Below are 15,012 nucleotides of genomic sequence, written 5' to 3'. Positions count from 1 at the left end.
ATGGGGTCAAGGGGACTGGTCCCCTTGCGGGGGGTTCTGAAGGGGGGCGGAGCCGCCCCTTTCTTTCTTGCCTTAAAGTATAGTTACCATGAAATATAAAGAGGATACCTCCACACTTTGGTGTCAAATGACACGGCGTAGTCTTTTCCGGGCCGATACCATTGCCCCACATTTGAGGCGTCTCTGCCTTCTGTGGCCGCTCCAGGCTTCTGTGGCCACCCAGCTTTCTGTGGCCATAGACTAAGTCTTCCCCTCTGATGCGGCATCTCTGGCTGGTACATAGTCATTTTACCCGCTCCTTTACAGCCCTCCATGAGCGTCCCATACAGCCACCCACTGGCGCCAATGCACACGAGTCACTCGTGTACACCACATGGAGCACTACTTTGTTTTTTTCAGGTCACCCTTAACAATCTCCTGGTGATTTTTTTCATTGGAAGAGCACGCTTCCTTTACATTGGTTGCTCAGGTTCTTATCCCAAAGCGAGGCAATATAAAGAGCTGCAGCAGTATCCAGATGATAAAAATCATTATGCCGGCTAAAATATCAAGCATAGGTTTTGACATAACTCCTTTGGGTTATTTTGTCGTTTCCTTTTCTTCCTTAGGTGGCTTGACGTAATCGACGAACTCGATAACGGCCAGTTCAGCCTGGTCTTTTAGTCGTCTTCGTGTTTTGACTATTCTGAGGTATCCACCGTTTCTATCGACGAATCTTGGAGCGATGGTGGCAAACAATTTTGCTACGGCCTTTCGGTTTGGCAGGTCTGCCATTGCCAAGCGCTTAGAGTGCAGGTCTCCACGCTTTCCGAGGGTGACCATTTTTTCGGTCATACCCCTGATAGTCTTGGCCTTGGCCAGCGTGGTTTCAATACGTTCGTATATAATGAGGGCAGAGATCAGGCTTCTAAACAGGGCTTTTCTCTGGTTTGCCGTTCTGTTAAACTTTTTTGTAGCGATTCTGTGGTGCATAAGTCATCCTCCGTTTCTTTCGGCGAGTTCTCTTTTTACGGCTTCAATGTCTATTTTGGCGCCGAAGTCCAGTCCCATAGTCAGCAGGACTTCGCGTATTTCGTCGAGGGATTTTCTGCCGAAGTTTTTCATCTTAAGCATATCGTCTTCAGTTTTTTGGACGAGTTCGTAGATGTATTTTATATCTGCGTTTTTGAGGCAATTTTGGGACCTCACAGAGAATTCGAGTTCATCTACGGCCTTTGTCAGGTTTTTATTAAACTCTCTGTCGTCCTCTTCCGGGACGGTTACGGGTTCATCGTATACCGGTTCGGGTTCCATAACTACTACAGGAGTCGGGGGCTCGTTGCTGATTTCCTTTTCTTCAAGTTCCTCTTCGGGGGTAACGAGCATGAAGAATTTGAGGTGTTTTATCAGCATTTCAGTGGCTCTGTCTATTGCTTCTTTAGGGTTTATGCTGCCATCTGTCCAGACTTCGAGGATGAGTCTGTCGTAGTCGGTGGATTTTCCGACTCTTGTTTTTTCGACGTTGAAGACGACTTTTTTGACGGGGGTATAGATGGCATCTATTGCGATAGTGCCAATGGGCATGTTGGAGCTTTTGAGTTCTTCGGCGGGGACATAACCTCTTCCTTTTCGGATGGTCAGTTCAGCCTTGAAGTCGGCCCCTGTGTCAAGGGTTGCTATGTGTGCATCAGGGTTTAGAATACCAATCACGGCGCCCTGTCCGACGATATCGGAGGCCGTTACAACGTCTTTGTCTTTTACGTCTATAAAGGCGGTAAGCATATCGTTGTCTGGGATGGAGAGTCTGATTTTTTTGAGGTTGAGGATAACCTCAACGACATCCTCTTTTACACCCTTTATGGTAGAGAATTCGTGGAAGACACCATCTATTTTTATCGAGGTAATAGCAGCTCCCTCAATGGAAGACAGCAGGACCCTTCGCAGTGCATTGCCCAGGGTCACACCATAGCCTCGTTCTAGTGGTTCTGCTATGAGCTTGCAATATGTGCTTGAAAACGTTTCCTCTTCGACACAAACGTTTTCCGGCAACTGAAAGCTACTTATATCAGGCAACATAAAAAAGCCTCCGTTAGATTATCTGGAATAAAACTCAACTATTAACTGCTCCTTCACTTCAATAGGGATATCATCTCTTGAGGGGATGTGCAGCACCTTACCCTCCATAGCGTTGGCATCGAGTTCAAGCCATCGTGGGACACCGGCGTGTGTGAGACGCGATACGCTTTCCTGGATGGAGGCAATGGTCTTACTGGCCTCCACAACCCCCACCTTGTCACCGGCCTTGAGGCGGTAGGAGGGTATGTTTACCTTTACGCCATTGACGCGGAAGTGGCCATGTCCTACGAGTTGTCTGGCCTGATTTCTGTTGGCGGCAAAGCCCATTCTGTGAACGATGTTGTCGAGCCTGAGTTCGAGAAACTGCAGGAGCATCTCTCCGGTTACACCTTTTTTTCTGTCTGCCTGGGCGAAATATTTTCTGAACTGTCCTTCCATGACGCCGTAGATTCTTCTGACCTTTTGTTTTTCCTTGAGTTGGATAGCGAAGTCGGAGAGTTTTGCGCGTCTCTGTCCGTGTTGTCCGGGGCCGTACTTTCTTCTTTCGATGGAGCACTTATCGGTCAGGCAGCGTTGTCCTTTGAGGAAGAGTTTTTCGCCATCTCTGCGGCATAATCTGCACAACGATTCTCTGTATCTTGCCATATCCTACACGCGCCTCCTTTTTGGGGGTTTACAGCCGTTGTGCGGCACGGGGGTTACGTCCTTGATGATGTTGATATCCAGGCCTGCTGCCTGTATGGCCCGGATGGCGGACTCTCTGCCGGCGCCGGGGCCTTTGACGTAGACGTCTATTTGTTTCATACCCATATCGATAGCCTTTTTAGCGGTAGCCTCTGCCGCCATTTGGGCTGCATAGGGGGTACCCTTGCGTGAGCCTTTAAAGCCGAGGCTGCCAGCACTTGACCACGCCAGCACGTTGCCTGTCTGGTCGCTAATGGTCACCAGGGTGTTGTTGAAGGTTGTTTGTACATGTGCAACACCGCTTGCTATTCTGCGTTTTTCTTTTTTTGGCCCCTTACGTTTCCTTGGCGGCATTATTTACCTCCCTTTTTCTTGACTACACCCTTGGATGGTCCTCTTCTGGTGCGTGCGTTTGTCTTGGTTCTCTGGCCGCGGACGGGCAGTCCTGTCTTATGTCTGACGCCTCTGTAGCACCCTATATCGGTTAGTCTTTTAATGCTCGTGGAGACCTCTTTGCGGAGGTCTCCTTCGACCTTGAGGTCTCGGTCTATGATACCTCTTATCTTTGCGATGTCCTCATTGCTGAGGTCATTGACGCGGATATTGGGGTTGACGGAGGCCTCCGTCAGTATTTTTTTAGAGGTTGATCGTCCGATTCCAAAGATGCGGGTCAGTCCGATCTCCACTCGCTCTTTCTTAGGTAAATCTACACCTGCTATTCTTGCCATAGTTCTCCTTCTTAGCCCTGCCTCTGTTTGTGTTTGGGGTTATCGCATATTACCCTCAACACACCCTTGCGTTTTATCATCTTGCACTTTGAGCAAATTGGTTTTATTGATGCACGTACCTTCATCGTACTCCTCCATATATTTTAATATTCTTTAACATCCCAGATGATAGTTTCATATACGGTTTACTTGTATCTGTATGTGATTCGTCCCTTTGTCAAGTCGTAGGGGGACAGTTCGACCAGGACCTTATCGCCGGGGAGGATTTTTATGTAGTGTATCCTCATTTTACCGGAGACATAGGCGGTTATCACCTGTTTGTTATCCAGCTCCACTTTGAACATTGCATTGGGCAGGGCTTCCAGTATGGCGCCCTGAACTTCTATGTTTTCTTCTTTTACCATCGTTAATCCAGTCTCTTGTATGTAGTTTATAGTCTAGTCAATATCTGTGGTTTATCATCGGTAACGACTACGGTGTGTTCGAAGTGAGCCGAGGGCATACCATCGGTGGTCACAGCGGTCCAGCCGTCGTTCATTATGACAACGTCGCTTGTGCCGGCATTGACCATAGGTTCTATTGCGAGCACCATACCTTTTCTCAGTAGCGGGCCTTTATTTGGTTGTCCATAGTTGGGAATCTGTGGTTCTTCGTGCAGGGATTTACCCACGCCATGTCCGACGAAGTTACGCACTACGGAGTAGCCGTTTTTTTCCACGTAGTTTTGGATTGCGTGGGAGATATCGGAGACTCTGTTATTTTGGCAGGCCTTTTCTATTCCCTTATACAGGGAGTCCTCTGCGACCCTGAGCAGTCTCTTTGTTGCCTCGCTGACGTTGCCAACCGGATAGGTTCTGGCGGCATCTCCGATGAAGCCTCTGTAGACAACGCCCACATCTATGCTGATGATATCGCCATCTTTGAGCACCCTTTTCTTGGATGGTATCCCGTGGACTACCTCGTGGTTTATAGACGTGCATAGGCTTGAGGGATATCCCTTGTAGCCTTTAAAGGCAGGCACGCCGTTTCTTTCTTTTATGATCTTTTCCACGTACTGTTCAACTTCCTTTGTTGTCACGCCCGGTTTTATCATGGTCTCAAGCAGCCTTAGTATTTCGGCTACTATTTTGGATGCCAGGGCTATTTTTTTTATTTCGTCATCGGACTTTAGTATTATCACAGAAGTCTTTTGCCTTGATTTACTCAGCCCTGGTCTGTCAAATCCCGGTTTTCGCAACTCTGTTGTCCTATCATCTTCTGCCTTTGATTCGGCCTTTTTTTAGCAGGCCGTCATACGACCTTGTCAACAGATGTGACTCTATCTGAGAGACGGTATCCAGCGCCACTCCTACAACTATCAGCAGGGAGGTACCTCCGAAGTAGAACGGCACATTAAACTTACTTATCAGTATACTTGGCAACACACACACCACAGAGAGGTAGATGGCCCCGACAAAGGTCAGCCGTGACAGCACCCTGAATATGTAGTCCGAGGTATTTTTTCCTGGTCGGACACCGGGGATATAGCCGCCCTGTTTTTTGATGTTATCTGCTATGTCAACGGGATTAAACACGATAGCCGTATAGAAGTAGCAGAAGAAGATTATCATTATCACATAGATCACGTCATGCACAAACGACCCTGGTGTGAGTTGTTTTGCGAAGGCCTGCACCCACGGTACCGCTATGAATCCGGCGATGGTTGCCGGGAACATTATAATGGACGACGCAAATATCGGTGGGATAACGCCGGCGGTATTGATTTTTAATGGCAGATGTGAGCTTTGTCCGCCATACATACGTTTACCGACGACTCGTTTGGCGTACTGCACGGGGAGCTTTCGTTGTCCTCGTTCCATGTAGATTATCCCGGCCACAACGGCCACCATCATGACTATGATGATGAGCAAGACGATTATGGGTAATTCGCCGGCTTTGAGGAGTCTGATTGTATCGATGATAGCGTTGGGCAGTTGTGCCACAATGCCTGCGAAGATGATCAGCGATATACCGTTGCCGATGCCACGTTCGGTTATCTGTTCGCCCAGCCACATGATAAAGGCAGTGCCTGCCGTGAGGGTAATCATTGTAGTGAATCTGAAGCCCCAGCCGGGGTTGAGTATGAACTGGCCTTCCGCCATGGTTTCGAGACCTACGGCGATACCAAAGCCCTGGATGGCGCTTATCAATATGGTACCGTATCTGGTGTACTGAGTTATTTTTTTGCGTCCTTCTTCGCCCTCTTTCGCCAGCTTACCGATGGCCGGTACTACGACGGTCAACAGTTGCAGGATGATGGATGCGCTGATGTAGGGCATTATGCCCAGGGCAAAGATAGTCACACGCGACAGCGCACCGCCTGAGAACATATCGAAGAATCCCATCAGGGCGCCACCGTGTGTCGTGAGGAACTTACTTAACTGTTCTCCGCTTATACCGGGGGTGGGTATATGGGCGCCTATCCTGTAGACGGTCAGCAGGGCGAACGTAAAAAACAGTCGTTTTTTAAGTTCTTCTATTTTAAGTATGTTTTGAAAGCTATCTAAGAATGCCAACATACACCTCTATTCCAGTACCACTGCTTTACCCCCTGAGGTGGTTATCTTATCCAGGGCAGTCTTACTGAATTTGTTTGCCTTCACCGTCAGAGGTTTTTGCAGTTGACCATCGCCCAGCACCTTGAGACCGCAGAGCAATTTCTTAACAATGCCCTTTTTAACCAGCAACTCCGGGGTTATTTCAGTTTCACCCTCAATTGCGTCTATATCGTCGAGGTTGACGATGGCGTATTGCACACTGAATGGATAGTTCTTGAACCCCCGTTTGGGCAAGCGACGTTGCAGAGGCATCTGACCGCCTTCAAAGCCGGGGCCTTTACCGCTTCCGGCGCGTGCCTTCTGTCCCTTGTGTCCCTTGCATGACGTCTTTCCGTGTCCGGAGCCACAGCCTCGCCCGACCCTTTTGACCTTTTTGGTGCTACCATCGGCAGGCTTCAGTTCATTTAGTTTCATTGCTATAGACCTCCTATCTTTGCTTTATTCTTTATCATTGGGGCATGCGATGTTGTGCGCTCCACCGTTGCGGTGTATGCGTAGGCCGGATATTGCGTTGGCCTGCGTATCCCGTCTGCCCCATGCCCCTGCGGTCGTGTGCGTTGAGAGAGAGTGTGTGTTATGGTGTTGTTTCAACCGCTTCCTCTACGCGGACGAGGTGGGAGACCTTGTGGAGCATTCCGTTTATTGCGGGGTTTTTGCCATGCAGCACGGTCATACCGATCTTGCGCAACCCGAGGGCCTGGAGGACCTTTCTCATTTTTTCGGTCTTACCGGCATAGCTGCGTATCAGAGTTACTTTTATCTTCATTTACCGGACTCCTTGTTGTCGTCTGTTTTGCCTCTTTGCTTCATGACCAGTTCGGGGTTTTTAAGCAGCGTCAGGCCGTTGAGGGTTGCCCGTACGGCGTTGAATGCGTTTGTGCTTCCGATTGATTTGGCCACGATATTGTGGACGCCCGATACTTCGAGTACTGCACGCACGGGGCCTCCGGCTATCAGGCCGGTTCCCTCTCTGCCGGGGTTTAGCACCACCACGCCGGAGCCGTAGTGGCCCGTTATCCGGTGTGGGATAGTTCCGTCTCTGAGGGGGAACTGGAAGAGCGATTTTTTTGCTTTTTCTATTGCCTTTTTGATTGCCTCGGGCACTTCGTTGGCCTTGCCTTTACCGATGCCAACAATGCCCTCGCCGTTGCCAACCACCACCAGCGCACTGAAGGAGAATCTCCGTCCGCCCTTGACCACCTTTGCCACACGATTTATGAAAACCACCTTCTCCTGAAGGGTTAACTCAGAATAATCGATCCGTCCCAACTTACCTCCTTATATATCTGATTAATCCAGTATCTGCTAAAACTCTAGTCCTGATTCTCTGGCTGCGTCGGCCAGCGCCTTAACCCTACCGTGGTACTTGAAACCGCCTTTGTCGAAGACGACCTTGGTTATACCTTTTTCCTTTGCTTTTTGTGCAATCAACGTTCCGACCTTTTTGGCTGCGACCACGTTACCCTTATGGCCCGTTTCGGTTCGCAGGGGCTTTTCGAGCGTGGAGGCGCAGACGAGGGTCAAGCCTTCGGTGTCGTTTATCAACTGGGCATACATGTGGTTGAGGCTCTTGTAGACCGACAGGCGTGGTCTTTGCGGGGTACCTTCAACCTTTTTGCGGACTCTGTCATGTCGTTTTTGCCGCAGGTATAGCTTTTCGTTTTTCACTGTCGTACATCCTCACTTTAATTTGGGCTTCATTAATTCAGGCTTCATTAATTTATACTTCTTTATCAGGTCGCACACTACTTTGAACCAGTCTTGCCTGGTTTTAGTTTGATCTTTTCATTTGCATACCTGATCCCTTTGCCTTTGTAGGCGTCCGGTGGTCTGATGGAGCGTATATTGGCGGCCACCTGGCCCAGCAGTTGCTTATCTATACCGAAGAGGGTTAGTTTGGTTTGTTTCTTATCGACCTCGGCTGTGATACCTTCCGGCAGTGGATAGACCACCGGGTGTGAGTATCCTACGGCAAATTCCAGTTTATCTCCGTTGACGAAGGCCCTGTAGCCAACGCCTGTCAGTTCCATATCCCGTTTAAAGCCCTCCGACACGCCCACGCACATATTGTATATCAGGGTTCTTGTCAGTCCGTGCAGGGCACGTTCCGAGGCGGATTCGCCCTGTCGTTGTACCTTCAGTTGAGATGCCTCCACCTCTATTTTCAACACATTCGGGGCACGCCAGTTCAACTCGCCCTTACCACCTTTGACTCGCACCTCGGAGTCTGTCACCGTCACCGTCACACCCTTAGGGAGTTCTATCGGCTTTTTACCAATTCTCGACATCGTCAGCCTCACCTCTTAATTGTCTTAATAATTTTTGGCACAATCTTATTATCATGTAACTTTATTGTGTGCAATCCTCCGGCATAATTGCAAGTGCCCTATGCAAGTCCTGGCACCAACCTCACGTTGGCGCCCATGCACTGACCGCTCACCGCTGACACCAGCGATGTTGCACATGTCATCCGGCCACCAGCCTGCCACCACTGACCACCATCCGGCCACCACGGCCACCAGTCACCCGGACGCCTATCAATAATCTTACCAGACGTAAGCCAACACCTCGCCGCCAACCTTGTCTCTCCTGCACATGCTGTCAGTTATCACGCCCTTGGGCGTGGTCAGCACCACGATACCTACTCCTCCCATAACGTTTGGAACTTCATTGTAGCCGGTATACATCCGTCTGCCGGGCTTACTGATGCGTTTGAGACCCGTTATGATGCTCTTATTGTCTATGTACTTAAGAGATACTCTTAAGACGCCCTGTTTCTTGTCTTTCAATATCTTGTACGCTCTGATAAAGCCTTCTTCCTTGAGGAGTTTTGCAATCTCCAGCTTGATTCTTGATGCGGGGATATCAACTTTTTCTGCCTTTATCAAGATTGCGTTTCTCATCCTGGTCAGCATATCAGCAATTGGATCGGTCATCATAAATTCACCTCTACCAGCTTGACTTCGTCACACCAGGGATGTTACCCTGCAACGACAGTTTTCTGAAACATATTCTACAGAGGTCAAACTTACGTAAAAACCCCCTTGGCCTTCCACACAGGTGGCACCTGTTGTATGCCCTTACCTTGAACTTTGGAGGCCTCTTGGCCTTCTCTATCATGCACGTTTTTGCCATATCACCTCAGTTAGCGTTTTTTTTCATCATGTTGATTATGTTTCTCTAAAGGGCATACCCAATTCTTTCAGGAGAGCCTTACCTTCTTTATCCGTGTTTGCGGTTGTGCAGATGACCACGTTGAGGCCGTGGACCATGGTGACCTTATCGTAGTCTATTTCGGGGAATATGTACTGTTCTCTGATGCCTACGGAGTAGTTGCCTCTGCCGTCGAAGGACTTTCCGCTGATGCCCTTGAAGTCGCGGATTCTTGGCAGGGACACGCTTATGAATCTGTCGAGGAATTCGTACATTTTTTCGCCTCTGAGGGTCACGCAGCATCCTATTGGCATACCCTTGCGCAGTTTAAAGCCGGCTATGGATTTCTTGGCCTTGGTGACGATTGACTTCTGCCCTGAGATCATCTCCAGTTCTTTTTGTGCTGCGTCGAGGAGTTTTATATCCTGCACGGCTTCGCCGAGGCCTACGTTGAGGACTATCTTCTGGAGCTTTGGCACCTGCATCACGTTTTTATAGGAGAAGCCTTTTTTGAGTGCCGGGATGATCTCCGTTTTATACTTTTCTTTGAGTCGGGTTGCCATAGTTTCTAGTCAATTACCTCCTTACACTTTTTGCACAGGCGGATTTTTTTTCCGCCGTCAAGGATTTGGTTCCCTATGCGAGTTGGCTTGCTGCAACGGGGGCAGATCAGCATCAGCTTGGACAGGTCTATAGGGGCTTCCTTTTCGATTATACCGCCCTGTTTGTATTGTTTATTGGGCTTCATGTGTTTCTTTATCATGTTGGTGTTTTCCACGATAGCGCATGCCTTTTTTGGGATCACGCGTATGACCCTGCCTTTTTTACCGGCTTCGCTGCCCGTGAGGACAACCACTGTATCTTCTTTCTTAATGCTTAATCCCATCTCTTAGCCTCTCCTAAATGAAACATCACTTGTGGTCACAGCACCTCGGGTGCAAGCGATATAATCTTGGTAAATTCCTTCCATCTCAGTTCCCTGGCCACGGGGCCAAAGATCCTTGTACCCACCGGTTCGCCCTGGGCGTTTATGAGTACCACGGCGTTTTGTTGGAAACGTATATAAGTACCGTCAGCGCGTCTGGTTTCCTTGACGGTTCTGACGACGACGGCCTTTGCCACTACGCCTTTTTTCACTGCGCCTTCGGGCAGGGCCTCCTTGACGCTGACCACTATAATGTCGCCCAGTCGTGCGTAGCGTTTCTTATAGCCGCCCAGCACCTTTATGCACATAACTTTTTTTGCGCCGGAGTTATCTGCCACATCGAGTATGCTTTCAACCTGTATCACCCTCGTGCTCCTTCCTTGCGGGGTTTATTAACACCCATCGTTTTGTCTTACTCAGTGGTCTTGATTCTCTGATCTGCACCTTATCGCCGACCTTGCTCTGGTTATTTTCGTCGTGGACTTTTAGTTTCATGGTTTTTTTCACGGTTTTTTTGTACAGCGGGTGCTGATACAGCCGTGAGACGGCCACCGTCACCGTCTTGTCCATGGCGTCACTAATAACCTCTCCTGTGTAAACCTTTTTAGGCATCGTCCTTCCTCACTTAGTATTTCCTCATTGGCTTTTCAGCTTTTGTGCTGTTGTTGCAGCCTGCCCGATTGGGGTTGTTGGTGTCATAGCCTGTTGCGTTATGATTGTCAGCACTCTGGCGATGTCTTTCTTTATCGTTTTAATCCGTTTGGGGTTTTGGATATCGCCCCTGGCGGCCTGAAAGCGAAGGTTAAACAGCTCTCTTCTGAGGTCGTCTTCTTTTTGCCTCAACTCTTGTGTGGTTAGTTCTCTGAGTTTTGCTGGTTTCAAATGACAGCCTCCTCTCTTTTAACGAACTTTGTGGCAATGGGCAGTTTATACGACGCCAGTCGCAGGGCTTCTTTGGCCACTTCTTCGGAGACTCCTGACAGTTCGTACATGACCTTACCGGGTCTGACCACGGCCACCCAGTATTCGGGGTTACCCTTACCTTTACCCATTCTTGTTTCAGCGGGTTTTTTGGTTATAGGCTTATCGGGGAAGACGCGTATCCACAGTTTGCAGCCTCTTTTGGCGTACCTGGTGATGGCCACCCTGGCAGACTCTATCTGTCTGCTTGATATCCATCCTGGCTCCAATGCGCGGAGGCCGTAGTCACCGAAGGATATATCTACGCCTCTGGCGGCCTTGCAATTCATGTTTCCCTTCATTGCCTTTCTGAACTTTATCTTCTTGGGCATCAACATAGCTTTTTACTCCTTATGCTCACCTTCTTCTCACCTTATGCGAGCTTACGGTACTGTGTACGTGTGGTTCTCTACGCGGGGCCTTTGGATTCGGGCAGTACGTCGCCCTTGTATATCCAGACCTTTACGCCGATTATTCCATAGGTCGTTTTTGACTCGGCGAATCCGTAGTCTATATCTGCGCGGAAGGTATGCAGAGGGACACGTCCTTCTTTATACCACTCGGCCCTGGCTATTTCGGCGCCGGACAGTCGCCCGGAACACGCTATCTTAACACCTTGGGCGCCGAATCTCAGCGACGACAGCACGGATTTTTTCATTGCCCGTCTGTAGGCCACGCGTTTTTCTATCTGCATCGCTATGTTTTCGGCCACAAGTTGGGCATCCAGTTCAGGTTTTCTGATTTCCTTGATATCTATGCTGACCTGTTTACCGATCACAAGTTCTATTGACTTCTTGAGATTTTCTACCTCTGCGCCTTTCTTACCTATTATGATACCCGGTCTGGCCGTATAGATTATAATCTTTAGTTTTTGTCCGGCCCGTTCGATTTCGACCCTGCTGATCCCTGAGTGGTACAGCTTTTCCTTGATATATTTCTTTAAATAAAGGTCTTCGTGTAACTGTTTGGCATAACCTACCTTCAGGTACCAACGGGAGTCCCACGTCTTGTTTATACCAAGTCTGTTACCCGTTGGATGTGTCTTTTGACCCAAAAATCACCTCCGTTAGTCTGACAAGACCACTGTGATATGGCTTGTTCGTTTCTTGATTACGTTTGCTCTGCCCATAGCCCGTGGCATTATACGTTTCATCGTTGGTCCTTGGTCTACGTATGCCAAGGATACGTTGAGTTCGTCGGGGTCTGCGACATTTTTCTGCCCCGCATTTGCCATTGCGGACTTCAGTAGCTTGGCCACCATTGCCGCACCGCGGTAGGGCATAAAACTCAGCAGAACCGCTGCTTCCTTTGCCTTTTTACCTTTTATCAAGTCCGTAACCCGTCTCGCCTTACGCGGTGTAATCCGGGCGTACTTTAATATCGCCTTTGCATTCATTTAAGCTCTCCCTATTTCAGTGCTGTCTTGGCATGTGTGTTTATTTTCCCTTACCGGAGCCTTTGTCGCTGCCCGCGTGTCCTCTGAAGGTGCGCGTTGGCGAAAATTCACCCAGCTTGTGGCCTATCATATTTTCTGTCACGTACACAGGAATGAACTTATGCCCGTTGTGAACGGCAAACGTATATCCAATGAAATCCGGCACTAACGTTGATCTCCTTGACCACGTCTTTATTATCTTCTTCTCTCCTGCGGCCACCAGTTTATCTACTTTCTTTTTGAGTTTCTCGTCAACAAACGGGCCCTTCTTTATCGATCTAGGCATATTTTACTCCCTTATTTTCTTTTCTTTACAATATACTTCTCTGTTCGTTGGTTCTTTCTGGTCTTAACGCCCTCGGGTTTACCCCACGGTGAACACGGCGGCCTGCCACCAGAACTCCTGCCCTCGCCTCCGCCTAGCGGATGGTCGATGGGATTCATCACGACGCCTCTGACGTGAGGCTTTTTGCCTTTCCAGCGATTTCTGCCTGCCTTACCGATTGATATATTTTCGTGTTCGGCGTTACTTACCTGTCCTATGGTGGCCATGCACGTGATCGGGATCAGGCGCACAACACCTGATGACAGTTTTACCTGGGCATATTTGGGGTCCTTGGCTATTAGTTGAGCCTGGGTACCGGCGCCGCGTACCAGTTTGCCTCCCTGGCCGGGTTTCAGTTCCACGTTATGGATAATGCTACCCAGGGGTATCTCTTTCAGCGGCAGTGCGTTACCGACCTTTATATCGGAACCGGGGCCGGAGGTCACGGAGTCGTTGACCTTGAGTCCTTCCGGGGCGATTATATAGCTTCTGTGTCCGTCTATGTACTTTAGGAGCGCTATCCGGGATGACCTGTTGGGGTCATACTCTATGGTTTCAACCTTGGCCTGTACCCCAAGCTTGTCTCTTTTAAAGTCGATGATTCGGTAGAGTCGTCTGACTCCTCCACCTCGTTGCCATGAGGTCACTCTGCCCTGGTTGTTTCTGCCGCCGCTTTTGCGCATGCCCACCACCAGGGGTTTATGTGGTTGTTCCGCCGTGATGTTGGCGAAATCCGACACGGTTTGAAACCGTCTGCCTGCCGACGTTGGCCTATAGCGTCTTATTCCCATTTATACACCTTCAATAAAGTCTAGTTTCTCGCCCTCTTTGAGGGTGATTATTGCCTTTTTCAGCTTTCTCGTCTTACCGATTGACTTGCCAAATTTCTTCCACTTAGAGGGTCTCATGGTTATTGCAACCTTCTCCACCTTCACCTTGAACTTTTCCTCGAAGGCCTTCTTGATCTCTATCTTATTTGTCTTGAGGTCAACCTCTACATAGAGTTTATTTTCGTTATCTTTTAGAAACGTGCCTTTCTCTGTAAAGAGCGGTCTCTTGATAACTGAATGCAGGTTATTCATCAGTTGGTTCCCCCCTTGGTTGCACTAAAAAGCGACAACGAGTCCTTTGTCATCAGGACATAGTCGTGGGCCAGTATCCCATACGTGTTAATGTCGGTAACATTGATAACCCTTACGCCGTATATATTTCTGGCCGACAGCACCACACGCCTGTTATTATCCAACACCGAGCCGTCTACTGTGGCATCCGCACCTGGTTGCCTGGCCGGCGGCAGGACTATCAATACCCGTTGCTGCTCGATGCCCAGCTTTCCCAGTATGCCCACAATGCCCTTTGTGCTGACTTTTTCTACCTGGAGTGCGTTGATGACCAGGAGTTTGCCTTCGGAGAGTTTTGCCGAAAGAGCCGTATTTAGCGCCAGCCTCTTGAATTGCTTGTTGAGTTTGAACGAGTAATCGCGCGGCTGTGGTCCAAATATAGTTCCTCCGCCCTTCCACAGGGGGGACCTGTTACTGCCATGCCTTGCCCTGCCTGTATGTTTTTGTTTCCACGGCTTGCGGCCACCGCCCCTGACCAGTCCTCTGGTTTTGGTTGCGTGTGTGCCCTGCCTCTGGTTTGCAAGGTAGTTTACAACGGCGCTCTGCAGGATATCCTGTCGTACTTCCAGACCGAATATCTCTTGTGGCAGTTGTACTCTATCTACAATATTGTTGTCAACGTCTCTGATCTCAGCCTCTATCATAACCCTTACCTATCATAAAATTAAATGCCTAATTTTGCCTTGTGATCTCTATAATATTGCCTGTTGCTCCAGGCACCATCCCCTTGACTATAAGGAGGTTTTGGTCGGGTTTAACGTCAAAGATCGTTACGTTTTTCACCGACACTCTTTCACAGCCCATATGACCGGGCATCCCCTTATTTTTCCATACCCTTGAGGGAAACGAACTTGCTCCGATAGAGCCGGGCGCCCTGTTGAACATCGACCCGTGAGTGGCCGGACCTCCGGCGTAGTTGTGTCGTTTCATTACCCCCTGAAAACCCTTACCTTTTGATATACCTGAGAGCTTTACCTTTTCTCCGGGGGCGAACTTATCCACCGTCACCACATCGCCAACCTTAAGGCC

30 protein-coding genes are annotated in these 15,012 nt (G+C 49.2%); all 30 read right to left on the bottom strand.

Translation table 11 applies throughout. The features are described 5' to 3' along the window. Positions 1-579: 579 nt before the first annotated feature. The gene (gene rplQ / locus HWQ67_RS03740) at positions 580-972 is read right to left on the bottom strand and encodes a 50S ribosomal protein L17 (RefSeq protein ID WP_255317095.1); all 393 of its coding nucleotides are present in this window, start codon (positions 970-972) and stop codon (positions 580-582) included. A gap of 3 nt (positions 973-975) precedes the next feature. Then, positions 976-2,055, bottom strand: coding sequence for a DNA-directed RNA polymerase subunit alpha (locus tag HWQ67_RS03735; protein ID WP_218251300.1), 1,080 nt, complete (start codon positions 2,053-2,055; stop codon positions 976-978). Between the two features lie 18 nt (positions 2,056-2,073). Continuing rightward, on the bottom strand, positions 2,074-2,700 hold the full coding sequence (rpsD, locus tag HWQ67_RS03730; RefSeq protein ID WP_218251299.1) for a 30S ribosomal protein S4: 627 nt from the start codon (positions 2,698-2,700) through the stop codon (positions 2,074-2,076). Between the two features lie 3 nt (positions 2,701-2,703). Continuing rightward, positions 2,704-3,093 (bottom strand): 30S ribosomal protein S11, encoded by a 390-nt coding sequence (gene rpsK / locus HWQ67_RS03725; RefSeq protein ID WP_040334329.1) that lies wholly within the window; start codon positions 3,091-3,093, stop codon positions 2,704-2,706. Continuing rightward, positions 3,093-3,467: a 30S ribosomal protein S13 gene (gene rpsM, locus HWQ67_RS03720; RefSeq protein WP_218251298.1), complete on the bottom strand. Its 375-nt coding sequence runs from the start codon at positions 3,465-3,467 to the stop codon at positions 3,093-3,095. Before rpsM ends, rpsK begins: the two co-directional genes overlap by 1 nt. 11 nt (positions 3,468-3,478) lie before the next feature. Next, positions 3,479-3,592: a 50S ribosomal protein L36 gene (rpmJ, locus tag HWQ67_RS03715; RefSeq protein ID WP_040334327.1), complete on the bottom strand. Its 114-nt coding sequence runs from the start codon at positions 3,590-3,592 to the stop codon at positions 3,479-3,481. 60 nt (positions 3,593-3,652) lie between these two features. Continuing rightward, positions 3,653-3,871, bottom strand: a complete 219-nt coding sequence (gene infA, locus HWQ67_RS03710) for a translation initiation factor IF-1 (protein ID WP_218251297.1) — start codon at positions 3,869-3,871, stop codon at positions 3,653-3,655. Positions 3,872-3,897: 26 nt separating this feature from the next. Then, a complete protein-coding gene (map, locus tag HWQ67_RS03705) occupies positions 3,898-4,704 on the bottom strand; it encodes a type I methionyl aminopeptidase (protein WP_255317094.1) in 807 nt (268 codons plus the stop codon). A 13-nt stretch (positions 4,705-4,717) separates the two neighbouring features. Further along, positions 4,718-6,025 carry a preprotein translocase subunit SecY gene (gene secY / locus HWQ67_RS03700; RefSeq protein ID WP_218251296.1) on the bottom strand — a complete coding sequence of 436 codons (1,308 nt, stop codon included), beginning with the start codon at positions 6,023-6,025 and terminating at the stop codon, positions 4,718-4,720. A gap of 6 nt (positions 6,026-6,031) precedes the next feature. Then, entirely contained in the window at positions 6,032-6,478 is a 447-nt protein-coding gene (gene rplO, locus HWQ67_RS03695) for a 50S ribosomal protein L15 (RefSeq protein ID WP_218251295.1), read from the bottom strand. 160 nt (positions 6,479-6,638) lie between these two features. Next, entirely contained in the window at positions 6,639-6,830 is a 192-nt protein-coding gene (gene rpmD / locus HWQ67_RS03690; RefSeq protein WP_218251294.1) for a 50S ribosomal protein L30, read from the bottom strand. Further along, entirely contained in the window at positions 6,827-7,333 is a 507-nt protein-coding gene (gene rpsE, locus HWQ67_RS03685; protein WP_218251293.1) for a 30S ribosomal protein S5, read from the bottom strand. The genes rpmD and rpsE overlap by 4 nt, the downstream gene beginning before the upstream one ends. Positions 7,334-7,369: 36 nt before the next feature. Continuing rightward, a complete protein-coding gene (rplR, locus tag HWQ67_RS03680) occupies positions 7,370-7,732 on the bottom strand; it encodes a 50S ribosomal protein L18 (RefSeq protein WP_218251292.1) in 363 nt (120 codons plus the stop codon). Between the two features lie 77 nt (positions 7,733-7,809). Beyond that, the gene (gene rplF, locus HWQ67_RS03675; protein ID WP_218251291.1) at positions 7,810-8,352 is read right to left on the bottom strand and encodes a 50S ribosomal protein L6; all 543 of its coding nucleotides are present in this window, start codon (positions 8,350-8,352) and stop codon (positions 7,810-7,812) included. Positions 8,353-8,450: 98 nt separating this feature from the next. After that, positions 8,451-8,642 (bottom strand): hypothetical protein, encoded by a 192-nt coding sequence (locus tag HWQ67_RS03670; protein WP_218251290.1) that lies wholly within the window; start codon positions 8,640-8,642, stop codon positions 8,451-8,453. Then, entirely contained in the window at positions 8,611-9,003 is a 393-nt protein-coding gene (gene rpsH / locus HWQ67_RS03665) for a 30S ribosomal protein S8 (protein ID WP_218251289.1), read from the bottom strand. Before rpsH ends, HWQ67_RS03670 begins: the two co-directional genes overlap by 32 nt. A 10-nt stretch (positions 9,004-9,013) precedes the next feature. Further along, the gene (locus HWQ67_RS03660; protein WP_218251288.1) at positions 9,014-9,199 is read right to left on the bottom strand and encodes a type Z 30S ribosomal protein S14; all 186 of its coding nucleotides are present in this window, start codon (positions 9,197-9,199) and stop codon (positions 9,014-9,016) included. A 35-nt stretch (positions 9,200-9,234) separates the two neighbouring features. Then, a complete protein-coding gene (gene rplE, locus HWQ67_RS03655; protein WP_218251287.1) occupies positions 9,235-9,780 on the bottom strand; it encodes a 50S ribosomal protein L5 in 546 nt (181 codons plus the stop codon). A 5-nt stretch (positions 9,781-9,785) separates the two neighbouring features. Further along, positions 9,786-10,103 carry a 50S ribosomal protein L24 gene (rplX, locus tag HWQ67_RS03650; RefSeq protein ID WP_218251286.1) on the bottom strand — a complete coding sequence of 106 codons (318 nt, stop codon included), beginning with the start codon at positions 10,101-10,103 and terminating at the stop codon, positions 9,786-9,788. Between the two features lie 35 nt (positions 10,104-10,138). Next, complete coding sequence (rplN, locus tag HWQ67_RS03645; RefSeq protein ID WP_218251285.1) at positions 10,139-10,507, bottom strand: 50S ribosomal protein L14; 369 nt, start codon at positions 10,505-10,507, stop codon at positions 10,139-10,141. Next, positions 10,494-10,754 carry a 30S ribosomal protein S17 gene (gene rpsQ / locus HWQ67_RS03640; RefSeq protein WP_218251284.1) on the bottom strand — a complete coding sequence of 87 codons (261 nt, stop codon included), beginning with the start codon at positions 10,752-10,754 and terminating at the stop codon, positions 10,494-10,496. The genes rplN and rpsQ overlap by 14 nt, the downstream gene beginning before the upstream one ends. 24 nt (positions 10,755-10,778) lie before the next feature. Beyond that, positions 10,779-11,024 (bottom strand): 50S ribosomal protein L29, encoded by a 246-nt coding sequence (gene rpmC / locus HWQ67_RS03635; protein WP_218251283.1) that lies wholly within the window; start codon positions 11,022-11,024, stop codon positions 10,779-10,781. Further along, positions 11,021-11,440, bottom strand: a complete 420-nt coding sequence (rplP, locus tag HWQ67_RS03630) for a 50S ribosomal protein L16 (RefSeq protein WP_218251282.1) — start codon at positions 11,438-11,440, stop codon at positions 11,021-11,023. Before rplP ends, rpmC begins: the two co-directional genes overlap by 4 nt. A gap of 71 nt (positions 11,441-11,511) precedes the next feature. Next, positions 11,512-12,156, bottom strand: a complete 645-nt coding sequence (gene rpsC / locus HWQ67_RS03625) for a 30S ribosomal protein S3 (protein WP_040334310.1) — start codon at positions 12,154-12,156, stop codon at positions 11,512-11,514. A 12-nt stretch (positions 12,157-12,168) separates the two neighbouring features. Further along, positions 12,169-12,498 carry a 50S ribosomal protein L22 gene (gene rplV / locus HWQ67_RS03620; protein ID WP_040334309.1) on the bottom strand — a complete coding sequence of 110 codons (330 nt, stop codon included), beginning with the start codon at positions 12,496-12,498 and terminating at the stop codon, positions 12,169-12,171. 40 nt (positions 12,499-12,538) lie between these two features. Further along, positions 12,539-12,823, bottom strand: a complete 285-nt coding sequence (rpsS, locus tag HWQ67_RS03615; RefSeq protein WP_218251281.1) for a 30S ribosomal protein S19 — start codon at positions 12,821-12,823, stop codon at positions 12,539-12,541. Between the two features lie 11 nt (positions 12,824-12,834). Beyond that, on the bottom strand, positions 12,835-13,653 hold the full coding sequence (rplB, locus tag HWQ67_RS03610; protein ID WP_218251280.1) for a 50S ribosomal protein L2: 819 nt from the start codon (positions 13,651-13,653) through the stop codon (positions 12,835-12,837). After that, on the bottom strand, positions 13,654-13,944 hold the full coding sequence (gene rplW / locus HWQ67_RS03605) for a 50S ribosomal protein L23 (protein ID WP_218251279.1): 291 nt from the start codon (positions 13,942-13,944) through the stop codon (positions 13,654-13,656). It lies immediately after the preceding gene. Then, entirely contained in the window at positions 13,944-14,627 is a 684-nt protein-coding gene (gene rplD, locus HWQ67_RS03600) for a 50S ribosomal protein L4 (RefSeq protein WP_218251278.1), read from the bottom strand. Before rplD ends, rplW begins: the two co-directional genes overlap by 1 nt. Positions 14,628-14,655: 28 nt before the next feature. Continuing rightward, on the bottom strand, positions 14,656-15,012 hold a 357-nt coding region (gene rplC, locus HWQ67_RS03595; RefSeq protein ID WP_218251277.1), incomplete at its 5' end, for a 50S ribosomal protein L3.

The organism is Candidatus Magnetobacterium casense (assembly GCF_019173545.1).
In the GTDB taxonomy this organism is placed as follows: Bacteria; Nitrospirota; Thermodesulfovibrionia; order Thermodesulfovibrionales; family Magnetobacteriaceae; genus Magnetobacterium; species Magnetobacterium cryptolimnobacter.
The sequence above is the reverse complement of the archived record's forward strand: the minus strand, read 5'-3'. Positions and strand labels throughout refer to the sequence as shown.